The sequence below is a fragment of the Bradyrhizobium cenepequi genome, assembly GCF_020329485.1.
GTDB classification, from domain to species: domain Bacteria; phylum Pseudomonadota; class Alphaproteobacteria; order Rhizobiales; family Xanthobacteraceae; genus Bradyrhizobium; species Bradyrhizobium cenepequi.
This window is the reverse complement of record NZ_JAGKJI010000025.1, coordinates 1-24,265: the sequence shown is the minus strand read 5'-3', so window position 1 is coordinate 24,265 and position 24,265 is coordinate 1. Positions and strand designations below refer to the sequence as shown.

Genomic DNA, 24,265 nt, shown 5'->3' with positions numbered 1-24,265 from the left:
GTTATCAGTCACGTCGGGAGAGACCGGCTTTGAGCCGGCGCCGAAGGAGCAACCGCCCCGGAAACTCTCAGGCAAAAAGGACCGCGTGACCACTGACATCTGGAAAGAGGCGCGTGAGGCTTCAAGCCGGCCGCGCCCGCCGACGGGATAATACTCTCAGGCAAAGCGACAGATGGGGCTTCCAGGTTTCCAGGGAATGGTCCCCAAGGGAACCGCGAGGGCCCCGTAATGCTTGCGCGAGACCAATCCGAGCTCAAACGCACTCCCCTCCACGCGCTGCACCTTGCCCGCGGGGGCAAGATGGTGCCGTTCGCGGGCTATGAGATGCCCGTGCAATATCCCGCGGGCGTGTTGAAAGAACACCTTCATACGCGCAGCCACGCCGGGCTGTTCGACGTCTCCCATATGGGCCAGATCGCGCTGCGGCCGAAATCCGGCAAGGTTGCTGACGCGGCGCTGGCGCTGGAGCGGCTCGTGCCGCAGGACATCGTGGGCATCGCGCCGGGACGGCAGCGCTACGCCCAGTTCACCAATCAAGACGGCGGGATCCTCGACGACCTCATGGCCGCGAATTTCGGCGACCACCTGTTCCTGGTGGTGAATGCGGCCTGCAAGGCTGAGGACGAGGCGCACTTACGCAAACATCTATCCGATGCCTGTGACATCGATTCGCTGGAAGGCCGCGCGCTGATCGCGCTGCAGGGGCCGAAGGCCGAATCGGCGCTGGCGAAGATTTGTGCAGACGCGGCGTCGATGAAGTTCATGGACGCCGGCCCACGCCGCGTCGGCGATTTCGACTGCTTCGTCTCCCGCTCCGGCTATACCGGCGAGGACGGTTTCGAGATCTCCGTTCCCGCGGCGCAGGCCGAGGCGCTGGTGACCCGGCTCCTGGATAATCCCGATGTGCTGCCGATCGGGCTCGGCGCGCGCGACAGCCTGCGGCTCGAAGCCGGGCTCTGCCTCTACGGCCACGATATCGACACCACGACCACGCCGGTTGAAGCTGCGCTGGAATGGTCGGTGCAGAAGAGCCGCCGCAAGGATGGCGCCCGCGCCGGCGGCTTTCCGGGCGCGGACAAGATCCTCGGCCAGTTCGAACATGGCGCGCCGCGCCGCCGCGTCGGGCTGAAGGCGCAGGGACGCGCGCCGGTGCGCGAGGGTGCGCCGCTGTTTGCTGATAGCACCTCTGGCGAGGCGATCGGCAAGGTCACATCCGGCGGCTTTGGCCCGAGCCTCAATGCGCCGGTGGCAATGGGCTATCTGCCCACCTCGCTCTCCCGCATCGGCACCACGGTTTTCGCGGAGGTGCGTGGCCAGCGCCTGCCGCTTGCGGTCGCCGCCACGCCTTTTGTTCCCAACACCTATAAACGCTGAGGAAGTTTCATGACGACGCTCTACACGTCCGACCACGAATGGCTCCGCATCGAGGGCGATGTCGCCACGATCGGCATCACGGATTACGCGCAGACGCAGCTCGGCGACGTCGTGTTCGTCGAGCTGCCGAAGGTCGGGCGCACGCTGAAGAAGGCGGAAGCCGCTGCCGTCGTGGAATCCGTGAAAGCGGCCTCCGACGTCTACGCGCCGATCTCGGGCGAAGTGCTCGAGGTCAATGACGCGCTTGCCGCCGAGCCGGCGCTGGTCAATTCGGACGCCGCCGGCAAGGCCTGGTTCTTCAAGATGAAGATCGCCGACAAGAACGAGCTCGGCGGCCTGATGGACGAAGCCGCCTACAAAGCCCACACCGCCTGAGAGGTTTCCATGAACGCGCCGTTCAAACCGACCAGCGAAGCTGCCGCCACCTTCGTGCGCCGCCACATCGGCCCCTCCCCGAGCGACGTCGACGCGATGCTGGAGACGGTCGGCGCGAAAAGCCTCGCCGCGCTGATGGGCGAGACGCTGCCCTCTTCGATCCGGCAAAAGGCGCCGCTCGATCTCGGCCGCGCGCTGAGCGAGACCGAGGCGCTGGCCCACATGACCGAACTAGCCGCGCAGAACCAGGTGTTCACCTCACTGATCGGCCAAGGCTATTCCGGCACGATCCTGCCCGCGGTGATCCAGCGCAACATCCTGGAAAATCCCGCGTGGTACACGGCCTACACACCCTATCAGCCCGAGATCAGCCAGGGCCGGCTGGAAGCGCTGTTCAACTTCCAGACCATGATCTGCGATCTGACCGGGCTTGACGTCGCCAACGCCTCGCTGCTCGACGAGGCAACGGCGGCCGCCGAAGCGATGGCGCTCGCCGAGCGACACTCGCAGGTGAAGGCGAAAGCATTCTTTGTCGATCATGAAGTCCATCCGCAGACGCTCGCGGTGCTGCGCACCCGTGCCGAGCCGCTGGGCTGGAGCCTGGTCGTTGGCGATCCCCTCACGGATCTGGGCAAGGCCGACGTTCTCGGCGCTCTCCTGCAATATCCTGATACGTCCGGCGCGGTGCGCGACCTGCGGCCCGTGATCGCGACCTTGCGTGCGAAGGGCGCGCTCGCGATCGTCGCCGCCGACCTGCTGGCGCTGACGCTGCTGGCGTCGCCAGGCGAGCTCGGCGCCGATATCGCGATCGGATCGGCGCAGCGCTTCGGCGTGCCGATGGGCTATGGCGGCCCGCATGCCGCCTATATGGCCGTACGCGATGCGCTGAAGCGTTCGCTGCCCGGCCGCATCGTCGGCCTATCAGTGGATTCGCGCGGGCTGCCTGCCTATCGGCTGGCGCTGCAGACGCGCGAGCAGCATATCCGCCGCGAGAAGGCGACCTCCAACATCTGCACCGCGCAGGTGCTGCTCGCCGTGATCGCCTCGATGTATGCGGTCTATCACGGCCCTGAAGGCCTTACCCATATCGCGCGCAATGTGCATCGCCGCGCCGCCGTGCTGGCGGCGGGATTGCGCAAGCTCGGTTTCACGCCCACGAGCGACGCGTTCTTCGACACGCTGACCGTGGAAGTGGGCGCGAAGCAGAACGAAATCGTGGCCCGCGCGCTTGCCGAGAAGATCAATCTGCGCACCGGCGATCGCACGCTCGGCGTCGCCGTCGACGAGACCACGACGCCTGAGATCGTCGAGGCGGTCTGGCGCGCATTCGGCGGCAAGCTTGCCTATGCCGAAATCGAGGCCGGCGCGCGCGAGGCACTGCCGACGGAGTTGAAGCGCACCACCGCGTTCCTCACCCATCCCGTGTTCCATGCGCATCGCTCCGAGACCGAGCTGCTGCGCTACATGCGCAAGCTCAGTGATCGCGACCTCGCGCTCGACCGCGCGATGATCCCGCTCGGCTCCTGCACGATGAAGCTGAACGCCACCACGGAGATGATGCCGCTGACCTGGCCTGCGTTCGGCAGCCTGCATCCGTTCGCGCCGGCCGATCAGGCCAAGGGCTATCACGCACTGTTTGCGCGGCTGGAAAAATGGCTGTGCGACATCACCGGCTATGACGCGGTGTCGCTGCAGCCGAATTCGGGGGCGCAGGGCGAATATGCCGGCCTGCTGGCGATCCGCGGCTATCATGCCGCGCGCGGCGAGGCCCATCGCAAGATCTGCTTGATCCCCTCTTCCGCCCACGGCACCAATCCGGCGTCCGCCGCGATGGTCGGCATGGAGGTGGTGGTGGTCGCCTGCGACGCTCGCGGTGACGTGGATGTCAACGATCTCCGCGCCAAGGCGGAGAAGCACTCGGCCAATCTCGCGGCGGTGATGATCACCTATCCCTCGACGCATGGCGTGTTCGAGGAACACATCAGCGAGATCTGCGACATCGTGCATCAGCATGGCGGACAGGTCTATCTCGACGGCGCCAACCTGAACGCACAGGTCGGGCTGTCGCGGCCCGGCGACTACGGCGCCGACGTCAGCCATCTCAACCTGCACAAGACGTTCTGCATTCCGCATGGCGGCGGCGGCCCCGGCATGGGCCCGATCGGCGTGCGGGCGCATCTCGCCCCCTATTTGCCCGGCCATCCCGCAACCGATGGCGGCACGCCGCACCCGGTCGGACCGGTGTCGGCCGCGCCGTTCGGCTCGGCGTCGATCCTGACCATCTCCTACATCTACATCCTGATGATGGGCGGCGAAGGCTTGAGGCGCGCCACCGAGACCGCGATCCTCAATGCCAACTACATCGCGGCGCGCCTGGATCCGCATTTCCCGGTGCTGTACCGGAACGAGAAGGGCCGCGTCGCGCATGAATGCATCGTCGATCCACGGCCGCTGAAGACCTCGGCGGGCGTCACCGTCGATGACATTGCAAAACGGCTGATCGATTACGGCTTCCATGCGCCGACCATGAGCTTCCCGGTGCCGGGCACGCTGATGATCGAGCCGACGGAATCCGAATCCAAGGCCGAGCTGGATCGTTTCTGTGATGCCATGATCGCAATCCGCCAGGAGATCGCCGAGATCGAAAGCGGCCGTTTCAAGGTCGAGGCCTCGCCGCTCCGGAACGCGCCGCACACCGTGCACGATATCGCCGACGATGCGTGGGCGCGCGCGTACAGCCGCGCCGAGGGGTGTTTCCCCGATGGCGTCTCGCGCACGGACAAGTATTGGAGCCCGGTCGGCCGCGTCGACAATGCCTACGGCGACCGGAATTTGGTGTGCTCATGCCCGCCGGTGAGCGATTACGCGCAGGCGGCGGAGTGATGTGATCACCAGCCTTTGTAGGATGGGTAGAGCGCAGCGAAACCCATCACACCCGTGCGCTTGGTGGCAATGATGGGTTTCGCTGCGCTCTACCCATCCTACGAGTTTACATCAAGGAGCGACCAAGGCGCGGTACAAGGGATCCCAGCGCCACAATCGGTCGTTGGTCAGCTCGGTGCCGCCCCACCAGCGATGGGTTGTGCCGGCTGAAATCGTCCGCGTGCGCGACAAGCGCTTTTCCGAGTTCGGTCAACGCAAGCCGGCTTTGCTTATAACGCGCGTGGCGATCGGCCTGTTCGTGCATTTCGATCGTAAAGAGTGCTTCGTCGAGGCCGGACACGGCAGGCGATGGACAATGGGCCAGGCCATCCAGCAATGCCCCAACCTCCCAATAATCGAACGCCTGACGCTGGTTCGGCTTCTCATGCCCTGGGAACAGGTCGTAGGGATATACGTGGCCTGCCGAAAGCAGCTCCAGCATTCGCATTTCCGTCCCACCAACTCCCGAGCCACGGTTCGGAAGTTCTTCAAGCAGGGTAATAATGGTGTCCTGCAGTCGCGGGAGCGCACTTAAATCTCGCGCCAATAGTTCGAACCACGCCAGCGGCGTTAGCGCGCGATAGGCGGCTCAGGCCGTGCCGGCTGTCTCCAGGTGCTCGTTGCGAATTGGGATCGCGGTGTGCCCGAGGCCGCTTAATTCCATCGGCAGGTGTTCGCCGATGGCGGTATCCATCTGGACCAAAGCTAGCCTGGAAGTGACGTTCGAATGCCGTCGCAAATGGCCCAGCAACCAGAGCGAGTTCGGCTCTGGATCGATCCACAACTCGACCGCCTCAAAGCGCTCGCAGAATTCGGCCAGGCCAAGTCCATGCGTTCGCGCTTCATCGACGTATTTGCCGGTCAGATTGTCCAGCCAGTGATGAACCGAAGCTCCGTGTCCGGCCGAGCGTGCTGACAGCAATCTCTCAAGCTTGACCGGCGACGGCAATTGTCCCCAGACAAACCGCAGACCAAATGGGATCACACAATCCGCGAATCCTGCCCTCTTCAGAGCTCCCGCGCCGCTGTCACTCGAGGTCAGGATCAGACGCTTCATGGCCCCCTCGGCAATCACCCCGAAACGAAACGGGCGCCGAAGACGTCGGCAACTCAACGTCCTCAGCGCCCGCTTCCCGCGAAGAAATCGGATATCTTGAAACTTACTCTTCCGCCGGCTCCTCGCCGTCGGCGTCACGCTCGGGGGTGCCGGCGAGGATCTGCTCGGCGATCAGGCCGGAATTCTGCCGGATCGCGAGCTCGATCTTGCTGGTGATATCGGGGTTTGCCCTGAGAAACGCCTTAGAATTCTCGCGGCCCTGGCCGAGGCGCTGGCTGTCATAGGAGAACCAGGCGCCGGACTTCTCGACGATGCCGGCCTTGACGCCGAGATCGAGGATCTCGCCCATCTTGGAGACGCCCTCGCCATACATGATGTCGAATTCGACCTGCTTGAAGGGCGGCGCCAGCTTGTTCTTCACCACCTTCACGCGCGTGGTGTTGCCGACCACCTCGTCGCGCTCCTTGATCGCGCCGATACGGCGAATGTCGAGGCGGACCGAGGCGTAAAACTTCAGCGCATTGCCGCCGGTCGTCGTCTCCGGCGAGCCATACATCACGCCGATCTTCATGCGGATCTGATTGATGAAGATCACCATGGTGTTGGACTTGTTGATGGAAGCGGTGAGCTTGCGCAGCGCCTGGCTCATCAGCCGCGCCTGCAGGCCGGGCAGCGCATCGCCCATCTCGCCTTCAAGCTCGGCCTTCGGCACCAGGGCCGCCACCGAGTCAACCACCAGCACGTCAACCGCGCCCGAGCGCACCAGCGTGTCGCAGATTTCCAGCGCCTGCTCGCCGGTGTCGGGCTGCGAGATCAGGAGCTCGTCGATGTTGACGCCGAGCTTGCGCGCATAGACCGGGTCGAGCGCGTGCTCGGCATCGATAAAGGCACAGATGCCGCCCTTCTTCTGGGCCTCCGCCACCGTATGCAGCGCCAGCGTGGTCTTGCCCGAGGATTCCGGCCCGTAGATCTCGACGACGCGTCCCTTCGGCAAGCCGCCAACGCCGAGCGCGATGTCGAGCCCGAGCGACCCCGACGACACCGTCTCGATGTCCATCGAGCGGTCGTTCTTGCCGAGCTTCATCACCGAGCCCTTGCCGAACTGGCGCTCGATCTGGGACAGCGCGGCAGACAGAGCCTTGGACTTATCCATAGAGGATCCTTCGACGATACGCAGGGCGGTGGCGGACATTGGATGTGCTCCTTATGACGGGGATTCGCTAGCGGGACAAACGGGGTCGATGAGGATTCGATGGTTTATTGCGTTGGAAAATTCTGTACCATCTTTGTTCCATGTTCGCAATATGTTCTTTTTCGTTAATGGGTACTGGCCTGTTCCGGGCTTGGTGGCCTAGTTTGAAATTGGGAGTGGCCTAATTTGAACTAAGCCGCCCGCTCTGCGTAGACCCGGATGGAACGGAATCTGGACAAGCACAAGGAAGAGGCTCTTGTCTTGGTGTCATTAAGCACCGCGACACTGATTGCCTGTTTCGGCATCTTGCTCGCGATGCTCTAAGGCCGCCTCAATTGGCCCGTAGTTCTCCGGTCGTAAACGGAGTTCCTAACATGGGTTAAGGCCGCCTCAGTTGGCGGCCTCTTTCATGTCAGATGATGCTGAGCAAGTACGCAAGCTCCCGCTGATAACGCTCGGCAGAAGAGTTCACCTGCAACCGCTTGCCCTCCACCATGTGGAAGCTGCCGATTTTAAGCCGTGAGATGGGAACGCTCTTCGCGCCGCTAATTCGGCCTGCCGACACAAAGTCATCGGTGATGACAAAAGAGTCAGCGGGGTTAGCGTGATTAAACAGACCGCTGTAGCGTTCGGCAATATCGAGGGCGCGCTCAATGTACATTCGAGACGCGCGGTCGGGCGTGGATTGGATTTCCTGCACGATCTCCGCAGCCGCGTCATCGGCCAGCCCGAGATTTCAACGAACGGCTTTCACCCCTACCGCTTGGCGATCCGCGACGCATTCGGCGACAGCCCCTCGCCTGGCGTCATCGTAAAGACCTACAGCGTAACCTACCTTGTAAAGGAAGCGCAGGGCCGGTACTCGCCGGCCGCCGTAGTAGCTATAAGCCGTGACGTAGTAAGCGGCGATCCGGAGCAGTACGTTTCGACCAGCTACGTTGAACGGCAGAACCTTTCGCTCCGCATGGGCAGCCGTCGCTTCACCCGCCTAACCAATGGCTTCTCAAAGAAGCTGGATAACCACATTGCAGCCGTCGCGCTGTATGTCGCTCACTACAATCTTTGCCGCGCCCATGAAGCCCTGCGCACGACGCCAGCCAAGGCGCTGGGCGTGGCGGATCGCGCTTGGAGTATCGGGCAGCTTGTGGACGCCGCGCTGTCTATGGGCCCGACTGAGACGCCTCCGGATCGGCGCCGGAAATTTACGGTAATTACGGGCAGGAGGGCCTAGCCGCCATGGTACAGTGGGTTGCGGATCAACCGATTCGCAACTCATGCCATGAAAGGGCATCACCCATGGATAAGAACGAGAAGACCGGTAAGGGCGCTGGATCGCTGGCGTCAAAGGCAATGCGCTCGCCGGGTTCGTTGTCGAACAAGGAAATCAAGTCGCTCGGGGCTTCCGCCCTCACGCAGCGGCCAGACCGGAAGTCTCCGCCGCCGTCGCGCAAGAAGTAAGTCGCTCGATCTTAGTAACGGCGGCTGTCGGGATCGTCATAAGTTCCGACGCCTGATCCCAATCATCATCACCGCAAGTTGCACCCAAGTTCGGCGCGAGAACCTTTGTTGCCTCGTCATCCTGTACGAGAAACCCGACGGATACGTATTTCAGAGCTTTGCGCGGTTCCAGACCGTCGAGCCATTGCCAACCCGGCACCGGCTGGCCGCTATCGACCCATTGCAATTAGAACAAGTTGCGGGCTGTCTGCCATGGCTGAATCTCGCCGGGTTATGGTTAACGGTTGGTAAATTTCACAGTGGCCGGTTTCGATTGGGCGAGTGGCCTATTTCGGCCAGTACCCGTTAATGGCGCGCTGTGGAAGCAGGGCACGACGATCCGTAGTTCTCCGATCGAGAACGAAGTTCCTCAATGCACGTTGGCGCGCGCCAAAGCCGAGTCGCTTGCGTACCGTAGTTCACGCGAGAGACTGCTTAGGATCGCGGAAGAATATGATCGACTGGCCGCCTACGCGAGCAATGGCAGTTGCAACAGGAGTGCCGAGTCATCCCGAGATGCCGCCGACATCGGGAAGAATTGGTAATCGTCGACGCCCGGCGGTCGATCAAGGCCCCTCGCAAGACTCTCGTGCCGTGCTTTGCGAAAGGTATGCGCTTCACATCGATGCGCACGCAGCCAATCGTCTGTCCGTCCTCATCCGATTGCCGCCGCCCGCAAGCAGTGATGCAAAGGCCCGCGCAGAACTGCAGTCTCCATTGATCAGCGACGATTGCTTCGCCGTGACGGCAGCGACGATCTACAATCTGAGATCCCAAATGGTGAGCACTTAGGTGCCTACATACCGATCGCGCCTCACGGGTGCCGTAGTTCTCCGGACAAGAACAAAGTTCCGTCAAAATGTTCGCGGTTTGGTGCATCCCCTCGACAATGCAGGGCTTTTCGATGCGCCGGCTGCCTGACGGTATCGTTCCACACCTTGCGGATCGCAACGCCAGAATTCGACGGTATTCGGCTGGCTACTCTCCTCGGGACGACAGGTTCCCCGTCGCGCGCAGACGCAGCGCGCTCGTCCAAGAATCTGCCACGGCAACTCGCGCTTTCGTTCGAATGGCGCGTTGAGTGGGGCCTGACCAGACTTTGGGGAAAATATGCAGTCCGCCGGAACGGCCCCGGATTGGATCAATGTTAACTTGCGTTAAGCTCCGGGACAGCAATTGATAGGGCTGTGAATGCGGGGACCGGGCGATCGGATCGCGCGAGGCGGCAGCTGCCCGTCGGCGGATTGCAATGTGGCGCAAGCGTTCGTTCGGCCTGGAATGTCGCCGGACGTGCGTGGAGCCTGCAGATGATCCATAAGGGCGTCGAATACACCATCACACCGTCCGCCCCCAGTGTCTGGAAGTGGCGCTTTCAGATCGGCGACACGATCAAGACCGGCAAGACCGAGGCGAAGCTTCAGTTGCTGGCGATCCGACGGGTCCAGCTACGCATCGACCGCGAGTTGAAGAAGGCCAGCCGTGAAGCAAGCGGCACTGAGGACTCACCATTGCGCTGACAGCACTCCCGTAAACAACCGGGATTGATCTTTCCCCCGCCAGGGATTCCACTTCACGCTCCCAGTGGGTTGCCCGTCGGCGGCCTTGATGCGCCGGTGCCATCTCATGCCACTGTTCTTCTTTCGCATCCGCACTGCCGACGGCACCGGCATCTGCAATGACGGTGCGGAGTTTCCTGGCCGCGACGCGGCCTGGAAGGAGATGACTCGCGTCTGCGCCGACATGATCGGCGGCGTATCGCGTCATCTTCAGGAAAACGCTGAGTGGCAGATCGAACTGCTGGACGGGACCAAGCGCCCGATCTTCCGGATTCGACTGGTTGCGAAAACGCTGGAGTAGAGCATTTTCGGTTCTGATTGAATCAGAACCAAAGCTCTAGACTCTTGTTTTGACGCGTTTTCTTCACGCGAACCGGTATCCACTTCGCTCGAAAACGCTCTAGATCGACGCCGTTTGCGGCTTTGGAGCCGGCTCCTCAATCGGCGCTGGCAAGGCGCCGCATCGTGAATTCGATCCTGTCGCCGGGCAATTCACGCCAGCTTTCCACTGAACTCATATAGGCGGCCTTGGGATACCGGTTCAGGAAGTCGCGCGCCTTCAGCCGCGCCTCGTCGCGCGGCAGGGTGAAGGTCTCGCGCAGGAAGCCGTCGCCCCGCCTTCGCCGGGCGGCCATTCGGCTCGCAAGATCACGCGGACGCAAGGCCATGTCGCAATTCCAAACGAGGTGACGACAGGCCCAAATATAGGGAGAGCGGAGACCAATCCGAGTCCCCGCCTCAAAGCCGGCGCTACTGCTGCGCGCTGCCGGTCTTGGTCTTCGGCTTGGCCGGAGTAGCGGCCTTGGGGGGCTCGCTCCGCACGGTACCCCATGGATCGGATGACGTCTTGGCGTTCGGAATCTTCCTCAGCGATTCCTTGTACGCCTTGTCCCTGATCGCATCCTGCTCGAGCTCGTCCGGCGTCTTCGTCGGCCCATCGGCAAGCAGGTTGATATGTGGGGTCGATATTTGCGCGTAGGCCGGCGTTGCCAGCATCGCCACGACGGCGATGGCGCTCAGAATTCTCATGAGATGCTCCCTTACTACTCCCCTGGGATTTGTCTTGGCGTATACCATCCCCCAAGCCGCGCCGCCAAGCAGGCCCCAGACATGATCGGGCATCAAAAGTCTGGCAATTTCAAGCCGCCGCTTGCTGTTCCCTTCCCCGTAATGCCCTCTAGAATGCATCGCAATCATCGCTAGGGAGAGGAAAGCGCGCTCATGCAGCAACAAGAGGTCACGGAATTCGGCATCGAGGATGCGCGGCGCCTGCTCGGCGAGGTATTTGCGCCTTGGGTGCTCGATCTCAATCTCTCGATCGAGGGCTTTGATGTTGCGCCGCCGCGCGAGGCCGGCGCCGATTGGCAGCCCGGTGCAATACTGCGCATGCCGTTCTCGGAACGGCTGTGCCGCCATGGCGGCGGCGTCTGCGGCCAGGCGCTGATGGCGTTCGCGGATACGTCGATGGTCATCGCCAACCTCGCCGCCAACCGCAGCTATCGGCCGATGACCACCGTCGATCAGACCACGCATTTCATGCGCGCGGTGAGCGCCGCCGACGTGCTGGCGGATGCGCGCATCGTCCGCCTCGGCCGCACCATGAGCTTCGGCCGCGTCACGCTGGTCTCCGCCACCGACAACAAGCCGGTGGCGATGGTCTCGAGCGCCTTTGCGATGCTGTGACGGCTCAGCAGTGTTCAGCGAGCATTGCTTCGGCGCCAGCGCCACAGCACAACCACCAGCACTGCAAGAACAAGCGCTGCGGAAATCACACCGCCAAAGGAGCGTCCGCCCGGCCGGTCGATCGTACGCGACCACAGCGAAGGCGCTTCGCCCTGCCGCGGCAAGCGGAAAGCCACCACGCTGTCGCCGATCGTCGTGCCCGCTTCCGAATGGCCGCCGGCGCCGATCACGACATATTGCTCGCCTTTCCACAGATAGGTCATGGGATTGGCGACGCCCGGCACCGGCAGCCGGCCCTGCCACAGCTCCCGGCCGGTTCTGGCATCGAAGGCGCGCAGATAAGCATCCATCGCGCCGGTGAAGACTATCCCACCCGCGGTGACCACCACGCCACTCAGAAGCGGCGTGCCCCAATGGAAGGCGATACCGAGCGGCGCGAGATCCTCCGTCGTGCCGACTGTCGAACGCCAGAGGACCTTGCCGGCCCTCAGATCGACCGCGACCATCTCGCCCCAGGGCGGCTTGTTGCAAAACGGCCCGAGCGGCGACGTCACCATCGCGCGCGACATCGCAAAAGGCGCGCCGTCCTGCCGGCCGAAATCATGGCCCGGCGGCGGACTGAAGCCGGCCGCCTGCTCGCGCGGGATCAGCTTCACCAGGTGCACGGCGCGGCTGACATTGGCGTAGAGGATCTGATGGACCGGATCGAACGCGACGCCGCCCCAGTTCACGCCGCCGCCGGTGAACGGAAACAGCAGCGTTCCTTGCGTCGATGGCGGCGTGTAGAGGCCCTCGCTGCGCGCGGCTGCGAATTGCTCCTTGCAGGCGGAGCGGCCGACGAGTGGGAACAGATCGAAGGCGTCGTCGGCCGAGATCTTCTGCGGCACCAGCGTCGGCACATGGGTCGGGAATGGCTGCGTCGGTGAAGGCCTCTCGCCGTCCGCCGCGCCTTGCGGCACCGCGCGCTCCTCGACCGGCCACACCGGCTTGCCGGAATTGCGGTCGAGCACGAAGACAAAACCCTGCTTGGTCGGCTGGATCACCACATCGCGCATGGCTTCGCTGACATCGATCCGTATCAGCGTCGGCTGGGCCGGCAGGTCGTAATCCCAGAGATCGTGATGCACGGTCTGGAACGACCACACCAGTTCACCCGTCTCGATGCGCAAGGCGACGACGGAGTTGGCGTGCTCATTATTGCCGGGGCGCTTGCCGCCCCAGAAATCCGGGCTCGGCGACGACGTCGGCAGGAACACCAGGCCGCGCGCTTCATCCACCGACATCGGCGCCCAGACATTGGCGTGGCCTGCCTCGATGCCGTCATGTCGCAGCGGATCAAAATTCCAGCGCGGCGCTCCGCTGCGCGCATCGAAGGCGCGCACCACGCCACGCGGTGCATCGACACGGCGGTTGTCGCCGATCGCGGAGCCGACCACGACCACGCCGCGGCCGACCACCGGCGGCGAGGTCACCTGAAACTCCCCGGGCCATTCCAGTGTCATGCCGATATCGAGCCTGACCTCGCCGCCATTGCCGAAATCGGCGCAGGGAATCCCGCTCTTCGCATCGAGCGCGATCAGACGGGCATCGTTGGTGCCCATGAAGATCCGCGATCGGCAGACAGCGCCGACCGGCGCGCGGTCGTCGATCCAATAGGCGACGCCGCGGCAGACATAACGGTTGGCGGGACGCTGGCGGGTGCCGATGTCAGGATCGAAGCGCCACTTCTGTGTCCCGGTCCCGGGATCGAGCGCGATCACCTCGTTGAACGGCGAGCAGAACACCAGGCTGTCCTCGACGAACAGCGGCGTTGCCTGGAATTTCGTGCGCCGCATCACCTCCGGCGCGCGCCGGTCGAGATCACCGGTCCGGAATTCCCAGGCGCGGATCAGGTTGGCGACATTGTCAGGCGTGATCTCTTTGAGCGGCGAGAAACGCGATCCGCCACGATCGCCGCCCCAATGCTCCCATGCGAGGGCTGGCGTTGCGAGACACAACACGGCAAGCAGGCGGAGCAGATGGCGCATGGCGTCCCGCTGAAGATGTGGTCATCGACGGCTGCATCTTCCTCGGATGAATTACGCCATTACCGATTCAGTATCCACTCCTGCGACCGGTCCAGCCATCGCTACCGCGCCCGCCATAGCCGCCGTAGCCGGCGGGTCGACCGTAGCCGCCGCCGATGCCGATCCCGATCGAGGCCGGTGGTCCGGCTGGTTCGTAGACAACCCGCGGCGGTGGACGGCGTACGACCACGACGTCCTCCTCCTCGACGAAGCGGCGCCGCGGCGGCGTGCTGGCACGTTTGGGCGGCGCCGGCTCGGCGCGCTTCCTGGCAGGCGTATCGACCCGCTTGATCGGCGCCGGTTGCGACGGCGCGTTGCAGGGACAGGTCAGCGCCGCGTTGGTCGCGGGCATGCTGACGGGCGCGGCCAGTGCCAATGCTGCGCTTGGACGGTTGCGCAGCCGCTCCTCCAGCTTGCGCGCCGTCGCGGCAAGATCGCTGCCCGGATATCGCGCGAGAAACGCGCGATAGCCCGCCGCGATGTTGGTAGTGACGGCGTTGTTCCAGGCCACCATGCGGCGATGGCGATCGAGCCAGTCGCGCGCCTGCAGGCCGCGTGGCGTCGAGGCATAGAGCGCAGCAAAGGCTTCATAGGCCTCGTCGGTCCCGTCGGCGACGATGATCTCATTGGCGGTCTGGACCGGCTTGCCCTGCAACTCGCGCTTCCATTGCTCGACGGTGCGCTTGGTCGATGCGAGTTTTGGCGCAGCCGCGTTGGTGCCGGCGGCATCAGCCACGAAACGGAAGTCCTCAGTCAGTGACGAACTGTCCCACGGCGTCTGGCGGCCATCGGTCGCCTTGTTCACGGCGACGCGGACGCGCTTCAAAGTCTCCTCGATCGGCGCCGGGTCCTTCGCCGCGGCGAGCAGCGCCGTCGTGTAGGGACTGTTGCTGCCGTCGCCGTCTTCGGCCTCCGCGCCGGGCGAGGTCGAGAACGACAGGAAGGTGCCGGGCGCGCCGGTCTTGGCGTCGACAATCGCAAGCCCATGGCCGGTGCTCTTGAGCTGCGGAAACGGGTTGTTGCGGCAGGCGTCGAGCAGAAGGATGCGCATCTTGCTCGGCACCGAATTCAGCGTGTTCAGGACATCATTGAGGCGTACCGCCTGGATCGGAATGTCGGCCTCGCGCTTCGGATCGACGTCGGTCGGGACGAGGAAATTCTCACCATCGACCTGCAGGCCGTGCCCGGCATAGAACACCAGCGCCACCGTGTCGGCGCCCTTTGCTGCCACCTCGCCGGTAAATTCGCTGACCTTGGCCCGCAATTCATTCTGCGAGAGGTCGGAAGCCGTTACGACCTGGAAGCCCGAATCGGTGAGAAGCTGCGTCATCGCCTTGGCGTCATTGGCCGGGTTGGGCAGTACCGGCACTGACTTGTAGGCGGATTGTCCGATCACCAGCGCCAGCCGGTTCTCGGCCATCGCGGGATAGGCGCCGAGCAGCACGGCAGCGGACACAAGCAGTCTGGCGAGCGAGCGGCGCGGCATCGGGTGACCTCCGGCAATGCGATGGCTTGCCGGATTGGTCGTCAACTTTCGCGGCAAGGTTCAACCTCGCCGACCGATCGCAACATCTGAAGGCTTGCGCGTTGAGGGCGATGTGTCGCACGCCCCCATCAACATCGCGCCGCCCTTCGACGACGGATTGCCGTCAGATCACTTCGACTTCTTCGCAGTCTCAGTTGGCCGCGCCACGCCCCAGGGATCGTATTTCTCCTTGGGCTCGGGGATACGTTCGAGCGCGGCCTTGTAGGCCTTCTCGTCGACCTTCGGCTTGCTGTCCTGCTTACTCCCCGTTGCGTCGCCGTGATGCCGCTTGCCGCCCATCTGGGCATAGGCCGGAGCCGCCATCAGCGCCAACACCGCCGCGGCGACCATGAACTTGCGCATGGTTGTTACTCTCTGTTGTTACTCTCTCCGACCTGCCACTCCGCCCCGGTATCTTCATACTGGAAAGCGGCACCACAGCGTGCGTCCGCGTCAATTTCAGCAACAGTTGATGGATAACTCGCCGCCGGGGGGCAGCCAAGTCTATTTGCGCAGGGTAAGTACATCGAATGGGGTGGGACGGCGCTCGGATTACATTGATGATAGGCTTGGCGGCGACGCTGGCCGGTTGCGGCTTCGTGGACAGCCGCTCACCGCTGCCGATGCCGGCGTTCTTGCGCGCCAAGGAGGCCGAGCCACCGCCGCCTGAAGCACCGCCCGACATCAAGCGGCTGGTCGGCGAAAAACTGGACGCTGTGTTCGTATCGACCTCACGTCCCGCCAATGTCCGGGTCTCGCAACCGCTGCACGATCCGCGCGGACCGGGATGGACCGCCTGCGTGCGTGCTGAACTGACATCGGTGATGGGCCAGCCGCTGGGCACCCAGACCTATCGCATCTTCATCGATGACGGCGTGATTTCCGACCGCCGCCGCGCCGAAGGCGAGGATACTTGCGCGACAGAAAATTACGAGCCGATCTGATCTCTGTTCCCCAATCACGGAACTGTTCCAGTTCAGCGCGACAAAGGATGCCGTTCTCGAGCCGGCACGTCCGGCCTGCACGATGGAACCCATCGGCCGCGCCCAAATCTTTCGGAACGAAACCCTCCGCGCGGCTTTGTCAGCCGCAAGGGTAAATTATGCGGAGGCGGAACCATGAAGACATTTGCAATCGCTTTGCTGGCCGGCGTCGGCGCGTTGTCTGTCGGCAGCGCGGCCAAGGCGACCGATATCTACAGCACCACCGAGTACAGCAATCCAGAACTCGTGCAGCCGGTGCGCATGGTGTGTGACGATGACGGGCGCTGCTATCGTACCCGCGGCGGCAAGCGTGTGATCATCCGCGATTCCTACAACTATGCGCCGCGCGAACGTTACATTGAGCGCCGCGAGTATCGCGACCGCGACTACTACGATGACGGCCCGCGTGCGGGCGTCGGCATTCGTACGCCCGGCGGCACCGTGGGAATCGGCGTTGATCGTTACTAAACACTGACAAGACAAAGGGAGCCGCCGAACTCGCTTCGGCGGCTCTCTTTTGCTGAACAGCCCGTTAAGATTACCATTCGAATTGCCGCGCCAAACCAACCCTATTTTGCATTTCTTCCGCTAGCCTCCCGGCCAGGTGCGATTATGAGGCGACGTCGATAGTCCCTCCATCGCTCGCGCGCGGGGAAGCGGGGAAAGTGGCCGAGATCGCCGATAAAACGGTTGTCCATCGCGCATCGACGGACGATGCCACGCCCACGCATGCGCCGGCGAAGGGCAGTTCCGCGCTACTGCCGCTCGCCGATATTCCCGCGGGCCAATGGCGCGCGCTCGCCGAGCACGTTGTCGAGCCAAACGCCTATTACCTGCCGGAGTGGGCGTTGGCGGTGAGCGCCTCCGCGCGCGGCCGCATGGGCGCGTTGGCGCTCAGCGCCTTCAGCGATGCTCCGCTCGCCTATGACGGCCCGGCGCGGATGATCGGCCTGCTGCCGGTCGTCTCACTGTGGCGCGCCTATAAGATTCCCCTGCCCGCACTGGTGACCGCACAGCCCTATGGCACACTGTGCACGCCACCGCTCGATTGCGACCTCGCAGAAGCGGCAGCGGAGCGGCTGATGCTGGAAGCGGGCAAGGCCGGCGCGCATGCGCTGGTCCTGCGCGACATGTCGCTGGACGGCAAGGCGATGCGGGCCTTCACCGAAGTGCTGCGGCTGAACGGCATGCGTCCCCGGCTGATGCAGTCATATCTCCGCGCCTGTCTCGACGCGACGCGCAATGCCGACGAGCTGCTGCTCGAGGCGCTCGGAGCCAAGAAGCTGAAGGAGTTGCGCCGGCTGCGTCATCGTCTTGCCGAGAATGGCACTGTCCGCTTCGAGGTGGCGCGCACGCCCGCTGAAGTCGCAGCCGCGCTCGAGACGTTCCTCGTTCTCGAAGCCAGTGGCTGGAAAGGCAAGCGCGGCACGGCGCTCGCCCAGCACGTGGGCGATGCCGCCTTCATCCGCCGCGCCACGGCGGCGCTTGCCGAAACCGGCCAATGCGAGATCGTGACGCTTCGCGCGGGCGATGGACCAGTCGCAGCCGCGATCCTGCTGCGCCATCAGGACCGCGCGTTCTATTTCAAGCTCGGCATCGACGAACGCTTTGCCAAATATTCGCCGGGGGTGCAGCTCACGCTCGATCTGACACGCCACCTCTGCAGCGATCCGGCGATCCGCTCGGCGGATTCAACCGCAGCGCCTGACCATCCCATGATCAACCCGATCTGGCGCGGACGCTTTGCCATCGGGGACGTGCTGATCCCGCTGCGGCGATACGATCCGCTGGTGCCAATGATCCACACCGCCCTGGCCGTGCACCGCCTTGCAGAGGAGGCCGCACGTGGTGCTGTTCGGTTCATCAGAAGCCGCGGCAAGTCCCCCTAAACATCGTCGTTAGGCAGTCGTCCTCACTGCAACGGCGAGTGAGGCGCGGGCAGCATGATGGTCGAGTGCATCTCGTCGAGCAGTGGGCTGCCTTTGCGGAGGAAGTCCTGCCACGCCGGATCTTTCAGCGCGTTTGCGCGGGCTTCAATGCGCGCATTGAGGCTGGGATAAGCCCAGATGTGGCAAACTTCGTTCGGCTGACCTGCCTCGGTCTGCCAGAGGCCGACGATCTTGGAGTATTTCTCGCGCGCCGGGAGCGCCTCGGCGAGCGCTTCGAGCCATTGTTTAGCCGCGCCGCCGGGCTTGGCGCGATAATTGCGGAATTCGTAGATATTGCCGGTCGATGCCGGAGCAGCCGGTGGCTTCACCGCGTTGAGCAGGCGGATATCCTGACGCTGGATCAGTGGACGGATCAGCGGAACATACTCGCCGGTCCAGCGCGGATTCCTGGCGAGCTCGCCGCGTAGCCTGCTCCGCTCGTCGAAATCCTTATAGCTCCACAGGTGCATGACCTGATTGAGCGGACCGATCTCGGTCATCCAATAGCCTTCGAGCTTGCCGTAGTCGTCCTTCCGGATGTCGCGCGACACGGTACTTGCGGCTTTGACCATCTCGCCGATGGTCCCGGGCTTCACCGTGTAGGTCCGGAGCTCATAGAGCATGACGTTCTCCCAATTTTCTTTGATCGTTTTTTTCGGCCCTAGCCCGGGTGAAGCGCAGCGTTACTCTGCCGCCTCGGCGTTGATTTCAGCCGACATTTGGCGGATGGCGCGGGCGAGCTGTTCGGCGGGCTGTGCGCCGGAGACCGCGTATTTCTGCGCGAACACGAAGGTCGGCACGCCGGAAATGCCTTTGTCCGACGCCTCCTGCGCCTGCGACGAGATCAGCGCGACATCCTCATCGGTCGCAAGACGCTTGCGCACGTTGTCGGCATCGAGCCCAATATCGGCCGCGGCCTGCACCAGCACGTCGATGTCGGTGAGATCACCGCCGTCGCGGAAGTAGAGCTCCATTAGCCGCTGCTTCATCTCGGCGGCCTTGCCGCTCGCTTCCGCCCAGTGGATCAGGCGATGGCAATCGATGGTGTTGGGCTGGCGCTTCACGAGATCCGGACGGTAGGTCAGCCCCTCCTCGCCCGCAGCCGAGACGACACGCCCGGCGATGCCCTTGTAGGCCTCGACCGAGCCGAACTTCGCGGTCAGATATTCGTCGCGGCTGATGCCCTCGCGCGGCACCCAGGCATTGAGGAAGAACGGCCGCCAGTGCACTTCCACCGGCACGTCCGGCACCAGCTTGAGCGCATTCTCGATCCGCCGCTTGCCGATGTAGCACCAGGGGCAGACGACGTCGGAGACGATATCGAGGCGAAGCGGCTTCAGGGTGCTCATGGGGCGTTCCTCCGCTGGAAAAGGCAGAGATAAGGCCCGGGAAGAAACCCGACAACCCGCTATTTCATGGCGTCAGCCATCTGCTTCAGCCGCTCGGCGGTCACCTCATCGGCAGGGAAGAAGGTTTCCAATGCCAGTTCCGACAAGGTGATATCGACCGGTGTGCCGAACACCATGGTGGTGGAGAAGAAGCTCAACACCCCGCCATCGTGGCGCAGCTTGAGCGGGATCGCGACATTGTCCGGCGGCAGCGGTCCCGAGCGCGCCGGGATCGGATAGCTCTTCAGGTCCTGGTAGAGCGTCAGCAATTCCGGATCGGCCGTCGCCTCGCATTGCCGGTGCAGCCGCTCCAGAAGGTGCCCGGTCCATTCGGCGAGATTGATCGTGCGCGCCGCCAATCCCTCGGGATGAAAGGCAAGCTTGAGGATGTTGAAGGGCTGGCCCAGCAGGCGCTGCGGAATGCCTTCGAGCAGCGGCGCCACCATGCGGTTGGCAGTGACGAGATTCCAGTGCCGGTCATAGGCCAGCGCCGGGTTCGGCTCATGCGCCTTCAACACCAGATCGATCGCTTGCCGCGCCGATTTCAGCGCGGGATCGTCGAGCGATCGCTGCGGGAAGGCCGGCGCGAAGCCCGCGGCGACCAAGAGGACGTTGCGTTCACGCAAGGGCACCTCCAGCCGTTCGGCCAGCTTCAACACCATCTCGCGCGACGGTGCGGCGCGGCCGGTTTCCACGAAACTCAAATGGCGCGCCGAAATATCCGCCTCGATCGCAAGATCGAGCTGGCTCAGATGGCGGCGCTGCCGCCATTCGCGCAAGTGCTCGCCGACATGAATCGGCCTGATTGGTTCGGCCCGCGCCGTGGATGCATGTGCGTTCATGGCCGGAAAACTATCACGCGGCTTTCACCCATTCCATTACGTCCGAGGTAATGGATTTTGACGCATAACTACCTGAAATCGCTTGATTTTCTTTGGTCAAACCCAGGCTGATACCAACACAAATACCAACATCTCGAGGTCAACTACCATCAATAAAAAAATCCTGGCGAGCCGATTGGTCATTGACCTTGCCCCAAGTTTTATCCAGTCCTGTGTTCGCCCCGGTGCAAGTGTAGTTGTGCGTCGTTGTAATCGGCCCGCCAACAGCCGAGCGTGATGCTGGCCAGTGACGCGAACAGCGGCTCGTTCAACAATCCCGAAGCCGACCATTGAAGCTCAGCGACGAGCTGGGGCTTCGCGTGGCGCCACGCCGATCAAACCGGTTTGAACATGCTGTGACCGGCATTCGAATGCAGACGGCCATAGAATTCGGTCGCGTAACGGTCGGTCATGCCAGCGACGAACCACCTCGTATCCACGGAATTCAGGTGATTGACGCGAGACGAATAGATCATGCTCTCGAACGTGTATTGCTTCAAAACCTCAACCCGTAAACGCACCTCATCACTAAGATACGCCTCGCTTAGCATCGGATACTGAGGATCAAGCTTCACTTCGACCGAATTTATCGCCTCGTGGACGAGCTGCGATGACAGCTTGGTTCTGAAATAGCCCGAGTCGCTGAAGGCCTGCGAAGCCCGAGCGGATGTTGTTTGTCTCGTCGTAGTAGAATGTGTAGGCCGAGTCGGCCCGGATCAGTTGACATAAGGCGATGTCGGGCTCGCGGATTTGATTTACATGAACCACATTCGCACTCGCTGGAAACTAGTCAGGCGATCCGCACATGTCTGATCGATAACAGCGTATGGACTCCGACCATCTCTAGTTTTTTCAAGTAACCTTGTTCGCGCGCCTTTCGATACCAGAAGCCGCCTCGAAAGTGGACCTGCTAAAGCATCCCGTCCTTCTGCGGGCTGTCACGACGGCGGTTTGGCGCTTTGTTGAGTAGGCCGGCAAGCCGCAAACCTTCCAGGATGCCTTCCAGCCGCTGCACACGGATCATCGCAGCAACCATTGAAACGGCGTCCTGTTGTTGGATCGTGAAGTGCACATCGGGAAATTGCTCAGACATCGCCTCCAAGAATGTCTGCGGGTTGGTAACGTGATCTCGGAGCGCATGCGCCGCTTCCTCCGCGAGGTAGGTCGCAAGATCGCTGTCGACGAGCCCGACGAAATTGAAGTCATAGCGGGTACCGTCTTTGATCGATTGGCGAATCAGCTCGCTTTGGTGTCTTGCCTCAACGAAGAGCATAAAGACCGCATCAGGCAAGTTGTCGCGCGGCACCTTCTTCAAATCAGCGATCCGGGCGTAAATGTCCTTCCCGGCCCGCTCGTTCCGCTCGAATCGGGCTTGAACCTCCTGGGCCTCATGCTTCCGCAGCATTTTCTTCCGCTTCTTTCCGAACATCGCACATCCTCCGAGCGGCGATATAGTTTGGTTCTTGCAAAAGATCAAAATGGCGTCTGGCGATCCGTAGGTGCATTTAAAGCGAACGTGACGCCTAGTCTAGTTTCTGTCGCGAAACGCCTGCATTTGTGTTGAGGGCGTCATTTCCTCAATAAAACCGGGTCGAATTAGCAATAGATGTTAGCATTCGCCATGTGTTTTGACGCGAGTTTTGTCGCGATTTCATGAGGGGTTCGGTAGACGGTGCAGTATTGCACTGAAGTGCAGCGGATAAGATTTCCGCCGCAAGCGAGGGACTTGAAGGGATATTGTCAGGCGGTTTTTCGTCTGCGCGACGATCGGTCCGCCAGCAGGGCTGCGACCTTCATGAGGTTGTTGGCGAGCACGGCGGCTGCAACCCATAGCTCGAAGCGCTCGCGACCTTCGGCGAGACAACGCTTCATGCCACGACCGCGGAACAATACCGAGATGCGCCCCTCGATGCCGGCGCGAAAGCGCTGGCCGTCCTTGAACTCCCGGCTCTTCTCATAGGCTTCGCGTTCGGGCGCCTTGGTGCCGCCCCGCTGCGGGATGCACACCACCTTGACGCCTTCCTGCTTGCACGACATCACGTTCTTTTCGCTGAAGAAGCCGCGATCCGATCCGTACAATTCGGGGACGTCGCCGAAGGTCTGCCTGTGGCGTACCAGCGAGATAACCACATGCTGTTCGTCGATGGGATTTCCGTCCAGCACGTCATACTGCGTGATCAAGCCGCGCGCGCTTTCGGCGAGGAAGACCTTGTGGCCGACCTCGATCGGCGACTGCACCTTACCGCGCTTGATGAGGTCCGTGTGGGGCTCAAAGATCGAATAGAGCTTCTCGGCCGTTGGGACTTGCTCGCTGTTAAGCACACGGCGGCGCGACTGATCTGTCACACGGTCTCCAAGACCACAAAAGTGCTCTATCTCTTTGCGCGTCTCCGCGATGGCCAGATCGGTGATCATATCTTTGCCGCGCGCTTTACGGGTTTGCCGGAGCGCCGTTCGTGCGCTTGCGATGACGTCCTCGGCAATGCCAATGAGTTCACGATATGTCGCGGTCTGCTGATCCTGGCGCTGCCTTGTGGTCATTCGTTGGATCTCTTGCATCCGCCGCGCCGATCGCGTTCGATCTCGGAACCCCTTGATACGCCGGCGCTCCAGCGCTTTGGCGAGGCGACCGATCAGGCGCGTGACCACGCGAACGACATCCCACAACAGCGTGTTGTCGGTCGGATGATGAATGTCGGTCTGCACCACCGTGGTGTCGACACGCAGCTTTTGGCCGTCTTCCAGTCCGAGCTCGACCGCCGCCTGCACCACCACATCATTGATCGCCTTGAGCGTCTCGGGCGTGAGCCGATTGAAGCCGCGGTGGAACGCATCGTGTCGAGGCACTGGCAGACAATAGAAGTCCGTGAACTGGCGCAGCGTGCATCCGTCGGCAATCCGCTCACGTAATTCGCGATAGTTCCAGTTCTTGACGCGCATCAGAACTAGCGAGCGCAGCACCTGTTGCGGTGTCAGGCCGCTGCGACCCGTCTCGGCCTTCTTCAAACCCCGCGACAGATCGCAGCGGACCTGGTCGATTATGTCCTTCTGCTCGTCAAGAAAATCGGAAATCGCCTGTAGCAACGGCTCAAGGCACAGGCCCTGACGCACCAACTCCCAATCAGCAAAACTGACATCGGGCCATTCGATCAACAGCCATTCTTCGGCATGCGGCTCGCTCAGCTAGTAATCGCGATGAGCGGGACGGACCCGGAGCCTCGCAAAGCGCGAGGTCAAGAAGTCAGCGCTGCCTTCGCGCCATTTGACATTCCGCCAAGCCTGTTTCGGTAGACCGAGAGCAAGTTCCTTGACCGAGCAAGGCTTGTGCTTGTCGTCCCGCCGCATCAATTTCGTCGGCCGCCCATTCCCCGACCAGTTCTTAGGCGGCAGCGGTCCCATGCCGGGCGGCCACACGGACGTGTTTGGCAAGATGCCCGCAACATAGCGCAATTCCAACGCCGTCACTTCCTTGCGCAGCGTCGTATCCGCGCCATATCCGGCATCCATCAGTACCACGCCACGCTCAACGTCGGCTTCACAGGCCGATCGGATTTGCTCCAGCGCGATCTCGGGCTTGGTCTTGAAGACAACATCCTTGGGCACACCGGCCTTCTCTCGACGTTCCTCCTCCTCGACCCATCTCTGGGGCAAGTACAAACGATAGGCGATCGGCAAGCTCGCATGGTGATTGGCAATCGACAGCGAAACTGCCACCTGGCAATTGTCTTGCTTGCCAAGTTGACCGCAATATTGACGCGCCACGCCGACCGAATGCCGGCCTTTTTTGGGAAAGCCAGTGTCATCGATGATCCAAGCTTCAATCGCGCCGTGCCGCTCA

At 62.6% G+C, this 24,265-nt stretch carries 23 protein-coding genes, 3 pseudogenes and 1 riboswitch; of the genes and pseudogenes, 11 read left to right on the top strand and 15 right to left on the bottom strand.

Going from position 1 to position 24,265, the window contains the following annotated elements:
• The first annotated feature begins 3 nt into the window (after nucleotides 1-3).
• Nucleotides 4-94: riboswitch (glycine riboswitch) on the top strand.
• A 134-nt stretch (nucleotides 95-228) separates the two neighbouring features.
• The 3 genes from gcvT to gcvP are packed head-to-tail and all read left to right on the top strand — an operon-like array spanning nucleotide 229 to nucleotide 4,632.
• Nucleotides 229-1,374: a glycine cleavage system aminomethyltransferase GcvT gene (gene gcvT, locus J6497_RS24380; RefSeq protein ID WP_225706825.1), complete on the top strand. Its 1,146-nt coding sequence runs from the start codon at nucleotides 229-231 to the stop codon at nucleotides 1,372-1,374.
• Between the two features lie 9 nt (nucleotides 1,375-1,383).
• Nucleotides 1,384-1,749, top strand: coding sequence for a glycine cleavage system protein GcvH (gene gcvH, locus J6497_RS24375; protein ID WP_225706824.1), 366 nt, complete (start codon nucleotides 1,384-1,386; stop codon nucleotides 1,747-1,749).
• Nucleotides 1,750-1,758: 9 nt separating this feature from the next.
• Entirely contained in the window at nucleotides 1,759-4,632 is a 2,874-nt protein-coding gene (gcvP, locus tag J6497_RS24370) for an aminomethyl-transferring glycine dehydrogenase (RefSeq protein ID WP_225706823.1), read from the top strand.
• A gap of 106 nt (nucleotides 4,633-4,738) precedes the next feature.
• On the opposite strand, the gene J6497_RS24365 is transcribed toward gcvP, so the two are convergent.
• The 4 genes from J6497_RS24365 to J6497_RS24350 form a co-directional block, all read right to left on the bottom strand.
• Nucleotides 4,739-5,113: a hypothetical protein gene (locus J6497_RS24365; RefSeq protein WP_225706822.1), complete on the bottom strand. Its 375-nt coding sequence runs from the start codon at nucleotides 5,111-5,113 to the stop codon at nucleotides 4,739-4,741.
• A gap of 147 nt (nucleotides 5,114-5,260) precedes the next feature.
• Nucleotides 5,261-5,728 carry a hypothetical protein gene (locus tag J6497_RS24360; protein ID WP_225706821.1) on the bottom strand — a complete coding sequence of 156 codons (468 nt, stop codon included), beginning with the start codon at nucleotides 5,726-5,728 and terminating at the stop codon, nucleotides 5,261-5,263.
• 103 nt (nucleotides 5,729-5,831) lie between these two features.
• Nucleotides 5,832-6,920, bottom strand: a complete 1,089-nt coding sequence (gene recA, locus J6497_RS24355; RefSeq protein ID WP_225706820.1) for a recombinase RecA — start codon at nucleotides 6,918-6,920, stop codon at nucleotides 5,832-5,834.
• Nucleotides 6,921-7,332: 412 nt separating this feature from the next.
• Complete coding sequence (locus J6497_RS24350; protein WP_225706819.1) at nucleotides 7,333-7,581, bottom strand: hypothetical protein; 249 nt, start codon at nucleotides 7,579-7,581, stop codon at nucleotides 7,333-7,335.
• Between the two features lie 24 nt (nucleotides 7,582-7,605).
• Here J6497_RS24350 and J6497_RS24345 point away from each other — a divergent pair.
• The 4 genes and pseudogenes from J6497_RS24345 to J6497_RS24330 form a co-directional block, all read left to right on the top strand.
• A pseudogene (locus tag J6497_RS24345) lies at nucleotides 7,606-8,151 on the top strand (transposase); the annotation flags it as partial.
• A 65-nt stretch (nucleotides 8,152-8,216) separates the two neighbouring features.
• Nucleotides 8,217-8,378, top strand: coding sequence for a hypothetical protein (locus J6497_RS24340; RefSeq protein ID WP_225706817.1), 162 nt, complete (start codon nucleotides 8,217-8,219; stop codon nucleotides 8,376-8,378).
• Between the two features lie 1,346 nt (nucleotides 8,379-9,724).
• On the top strand, nucleotides 9,725-9,934 hold the full coding sequence (locus J6497_RS24335) for a hypothetical protein (RefSeq protein ID WP_225706816.1): 210 nt from the start codon (nucleotides 9,725-9,727) through the stop codon (nucleotides 9,932-9,934).
• Nucleotides 9,935-10,040: 106 nt separating this feature from the next.
• Entirely contained in the window at nucleotides 10,041-10,274 is a 234-nt protein-coding gene (locus tag J6497_RS24330; protein WP_225706815.1) for a DUF6894 family protein, read from the top strand.
• A 136-nt stretch (nucleotides 10,275-10,410) separates the two neighbouring features.
• Here J6497_RS24330 and J6497_RS24325 read toward each other — a convergent pair whose 3' ends face one another.
• Both J6497_RS24325 and J6497_RS24320 read right to left on the bottom strand, forming a co-directional pair.
• On the bottom strand, nucleotides 10,411-10,641 hold the full coding sequence (locus J6497_RS24325) for a hypothetical protein (protein ID WP_225706814.1): 231 nt from the start codon (nucleotides 10,639-10,641) through the stop codon (nucleotides 10,411-10,413).
• Between the two features lie 82 nt (nucleotides 10,642-10,723).
• Nucleotides 10,724-11,002, bottom strand: coding sequence for a hypothetical protein (locus J6497_RS24320; protein WP_225706813.1), 279 nt, complete (start codon nucleotides 11,000-11,002; stop codon nucleotides 10,724-10,726).
• Nucleotides 11,003-11,194: 192 nt separating this feature from the next.
• On the opposite strand from J6497_RS24320, the gene J6497_RS24315 reads away from it, so the two are divergent.
• Nucleotides 11,195-11,656 (top strand): PaaI family thioesterase, encoded by a 462-nt coding sequence (locus J6497_RS24315; protein ID WP_225706812.1) that lies wholly within the window; start codon nucleotides 11,195-11,197, stop codon nucleotides 11,654-11,656.
• A gap of 14 nt (nucleotides 11,657-11,670) precedes the next feature.
• Here J6497_RS24315 and J6497_RS24310 read toward each other — a convergent pair whose 3' ends face one another.
• The 3 genes from J6497_RS24310 to J6497_RS24300 all read right to left on the bottom strand — a co-directional run bounded on the left by J6497_RS24310 (nucleotide 11,671) and on the right by J6497_RS24300 (nucleotide 15,610).
• A complete protein-coding gene (locus J6497_RS24310) occupies nucleotides 11,671-13,683 on the bottom strand; it encodes a pyrroloquinoline quinone-dependent dehydrogenase (protein WP_225706811.1) in 2,013 nt (670 codons plus the stop codon).
• A gap of 67 nt (nucleotides 13,684-13,750) precedes the next feature.
• A complete protein-coding gene (locus tag J6497_RS24305) occupies nucleotides 13,751-15,208 on the bottom strand; it encodes a caspase family protein (protein WP_225706810.1) in 1,458 nt (485 codons plus the stop codon).
• Nucleotides 15,209-15,376: 168 nt separating this feature from the next.
• On the bottom strand, nucleotides 15,377-15,610 hold the full coding sequence (locus J6497_RS24300; RefSeq protein ID WP_225706809.1) for a hypothetical protein: 234 nt from the start codon (nucleotides 15,608-15,610) through the stop codon (nucleotides 15,377-15,379).
• Between the two features lie 197 nt (nucleotides 15,611-15,807).
• On the opposite strand from J6497_RS24300, the gene J6497_RS24295 reads away from it, so the two are divergent.
• The 3 genes from J6497_RS24295 to J6497_RS24285 all read left to right on the top strand — a co-directional run bounded on the left by J6497_RS24295 (nucleotide 15,808) and on the right by J6497_RS24285 (nucleotide 18,119).
• Nucleotides 15,808-16,191, top strand: a complete 384-nt coding sequence (locus tag J6497_RS24295) for a hypothetical protein (RefSeq protein ID WP_225706808.1) — start codon at nucleotides 15,808-15,810, stop codon at nucleotides 16,189-16,191.
• A gap of 174 nt (nucleotides 16,192-16,365) precedes the next feature.
• Nucleotides 16,366-16,698, top strand: a complete 333-nt coding sequence (locus J6497_RS24290) for a hypothetical protein (protein WP_225706807.1) — start codon at nucleotides 16,366-16,368, stop codon at nucleotides 16,696-16,698.
• A gap of 197 nt (nucleotides 16,699-16,895) precedes the next feature.
• Nucleotides 16,896-18,119, top strand: a complete 1,224-nt coding sequence (locus J6497_RS24285; RefSeq protein ID WP_225706806.1) for a GNAT family N-acetyltransferase — start codon at nucleotides 16,896-16,898, stop codon at nucleotides 18,117-18,119.
• Nucleotides 18,120-18,142: 23 nt separating this feature from the next.
• Here the strand turns inward: J6497_RS24285 and J6497_RS24280 are convergent, their stop codons facing one another.
• The 6 genes and pseudogenes from J6497_RS24280 to J6497_RS24255 form a co-directional block, all read right to left on the bottom strand.
• Nucleotides 18,143-18,781, bottom strand: coding sequence for an NIPSNAP family protein (locus J6497_RS24280; protein ID WP_225706805.1), 639 nt, complete (start codon nucleotides 18,779-18,781; stop codon nucleotides 18,143-18,145).
• 60 nt (nucleotides 18,782-18,841) lie between these two features.
• A complete protein-coding gene (locus J6497_RS24275; RefSeq protein WP_225706804.1) occupies nucleotides 18,842-19,507 on the bottom strand; it encodes a DsbA family oxidoreductase in 666 nt (221 codons plus the stop codon).
• 59 nt (nucleotides 19,508-19,566) lie between these two features.
• Nucleotides 19,567-20,388 (bottom strand): helix-turn-helix domain-containing protein, encoded by an 822-nt coding sequence (locus J6497_RS24270; RefSeq protein WP_225706803.1) that lies wholly within the window; start codon nucleotides 20,386-20,388, stop codon nucleotides 19,567-19,569.
• A gap of 218 nt (nucleotides 20,389-20,606) precedes the next feature.
• Nucleotides 20,607-20,725, bottom strand: a pseudogene (locus J6497_RS42055) (integrase core domain-containing protein); the annotation flags it as partial.
• A 612-nt stretch (nucleotides 20,726-21,337) separates the two neighbouring features.
• Nucleotides 21,338-21,856 carry a hypothetical protein gene (locus tag J6497_RS24260; protein ID WP_225706802.1) on the bottom strand — a complete coding sequence of 173 codons (519 nt, stop codon included), beginning with the start codon at nucleotides 21,854-21,856 and terminating at the stop codon, nucleotides 21,338-21,340.
• A gap of 311 nt (nucleotides 21,857-22,167) precedes the next feature.
• Nucleotides 22,168-24,265 (bottom strand): annotated as a pseudogene (locus tag J6497_RS24255) (ISNCY family transposase); the annotation flags it as partial.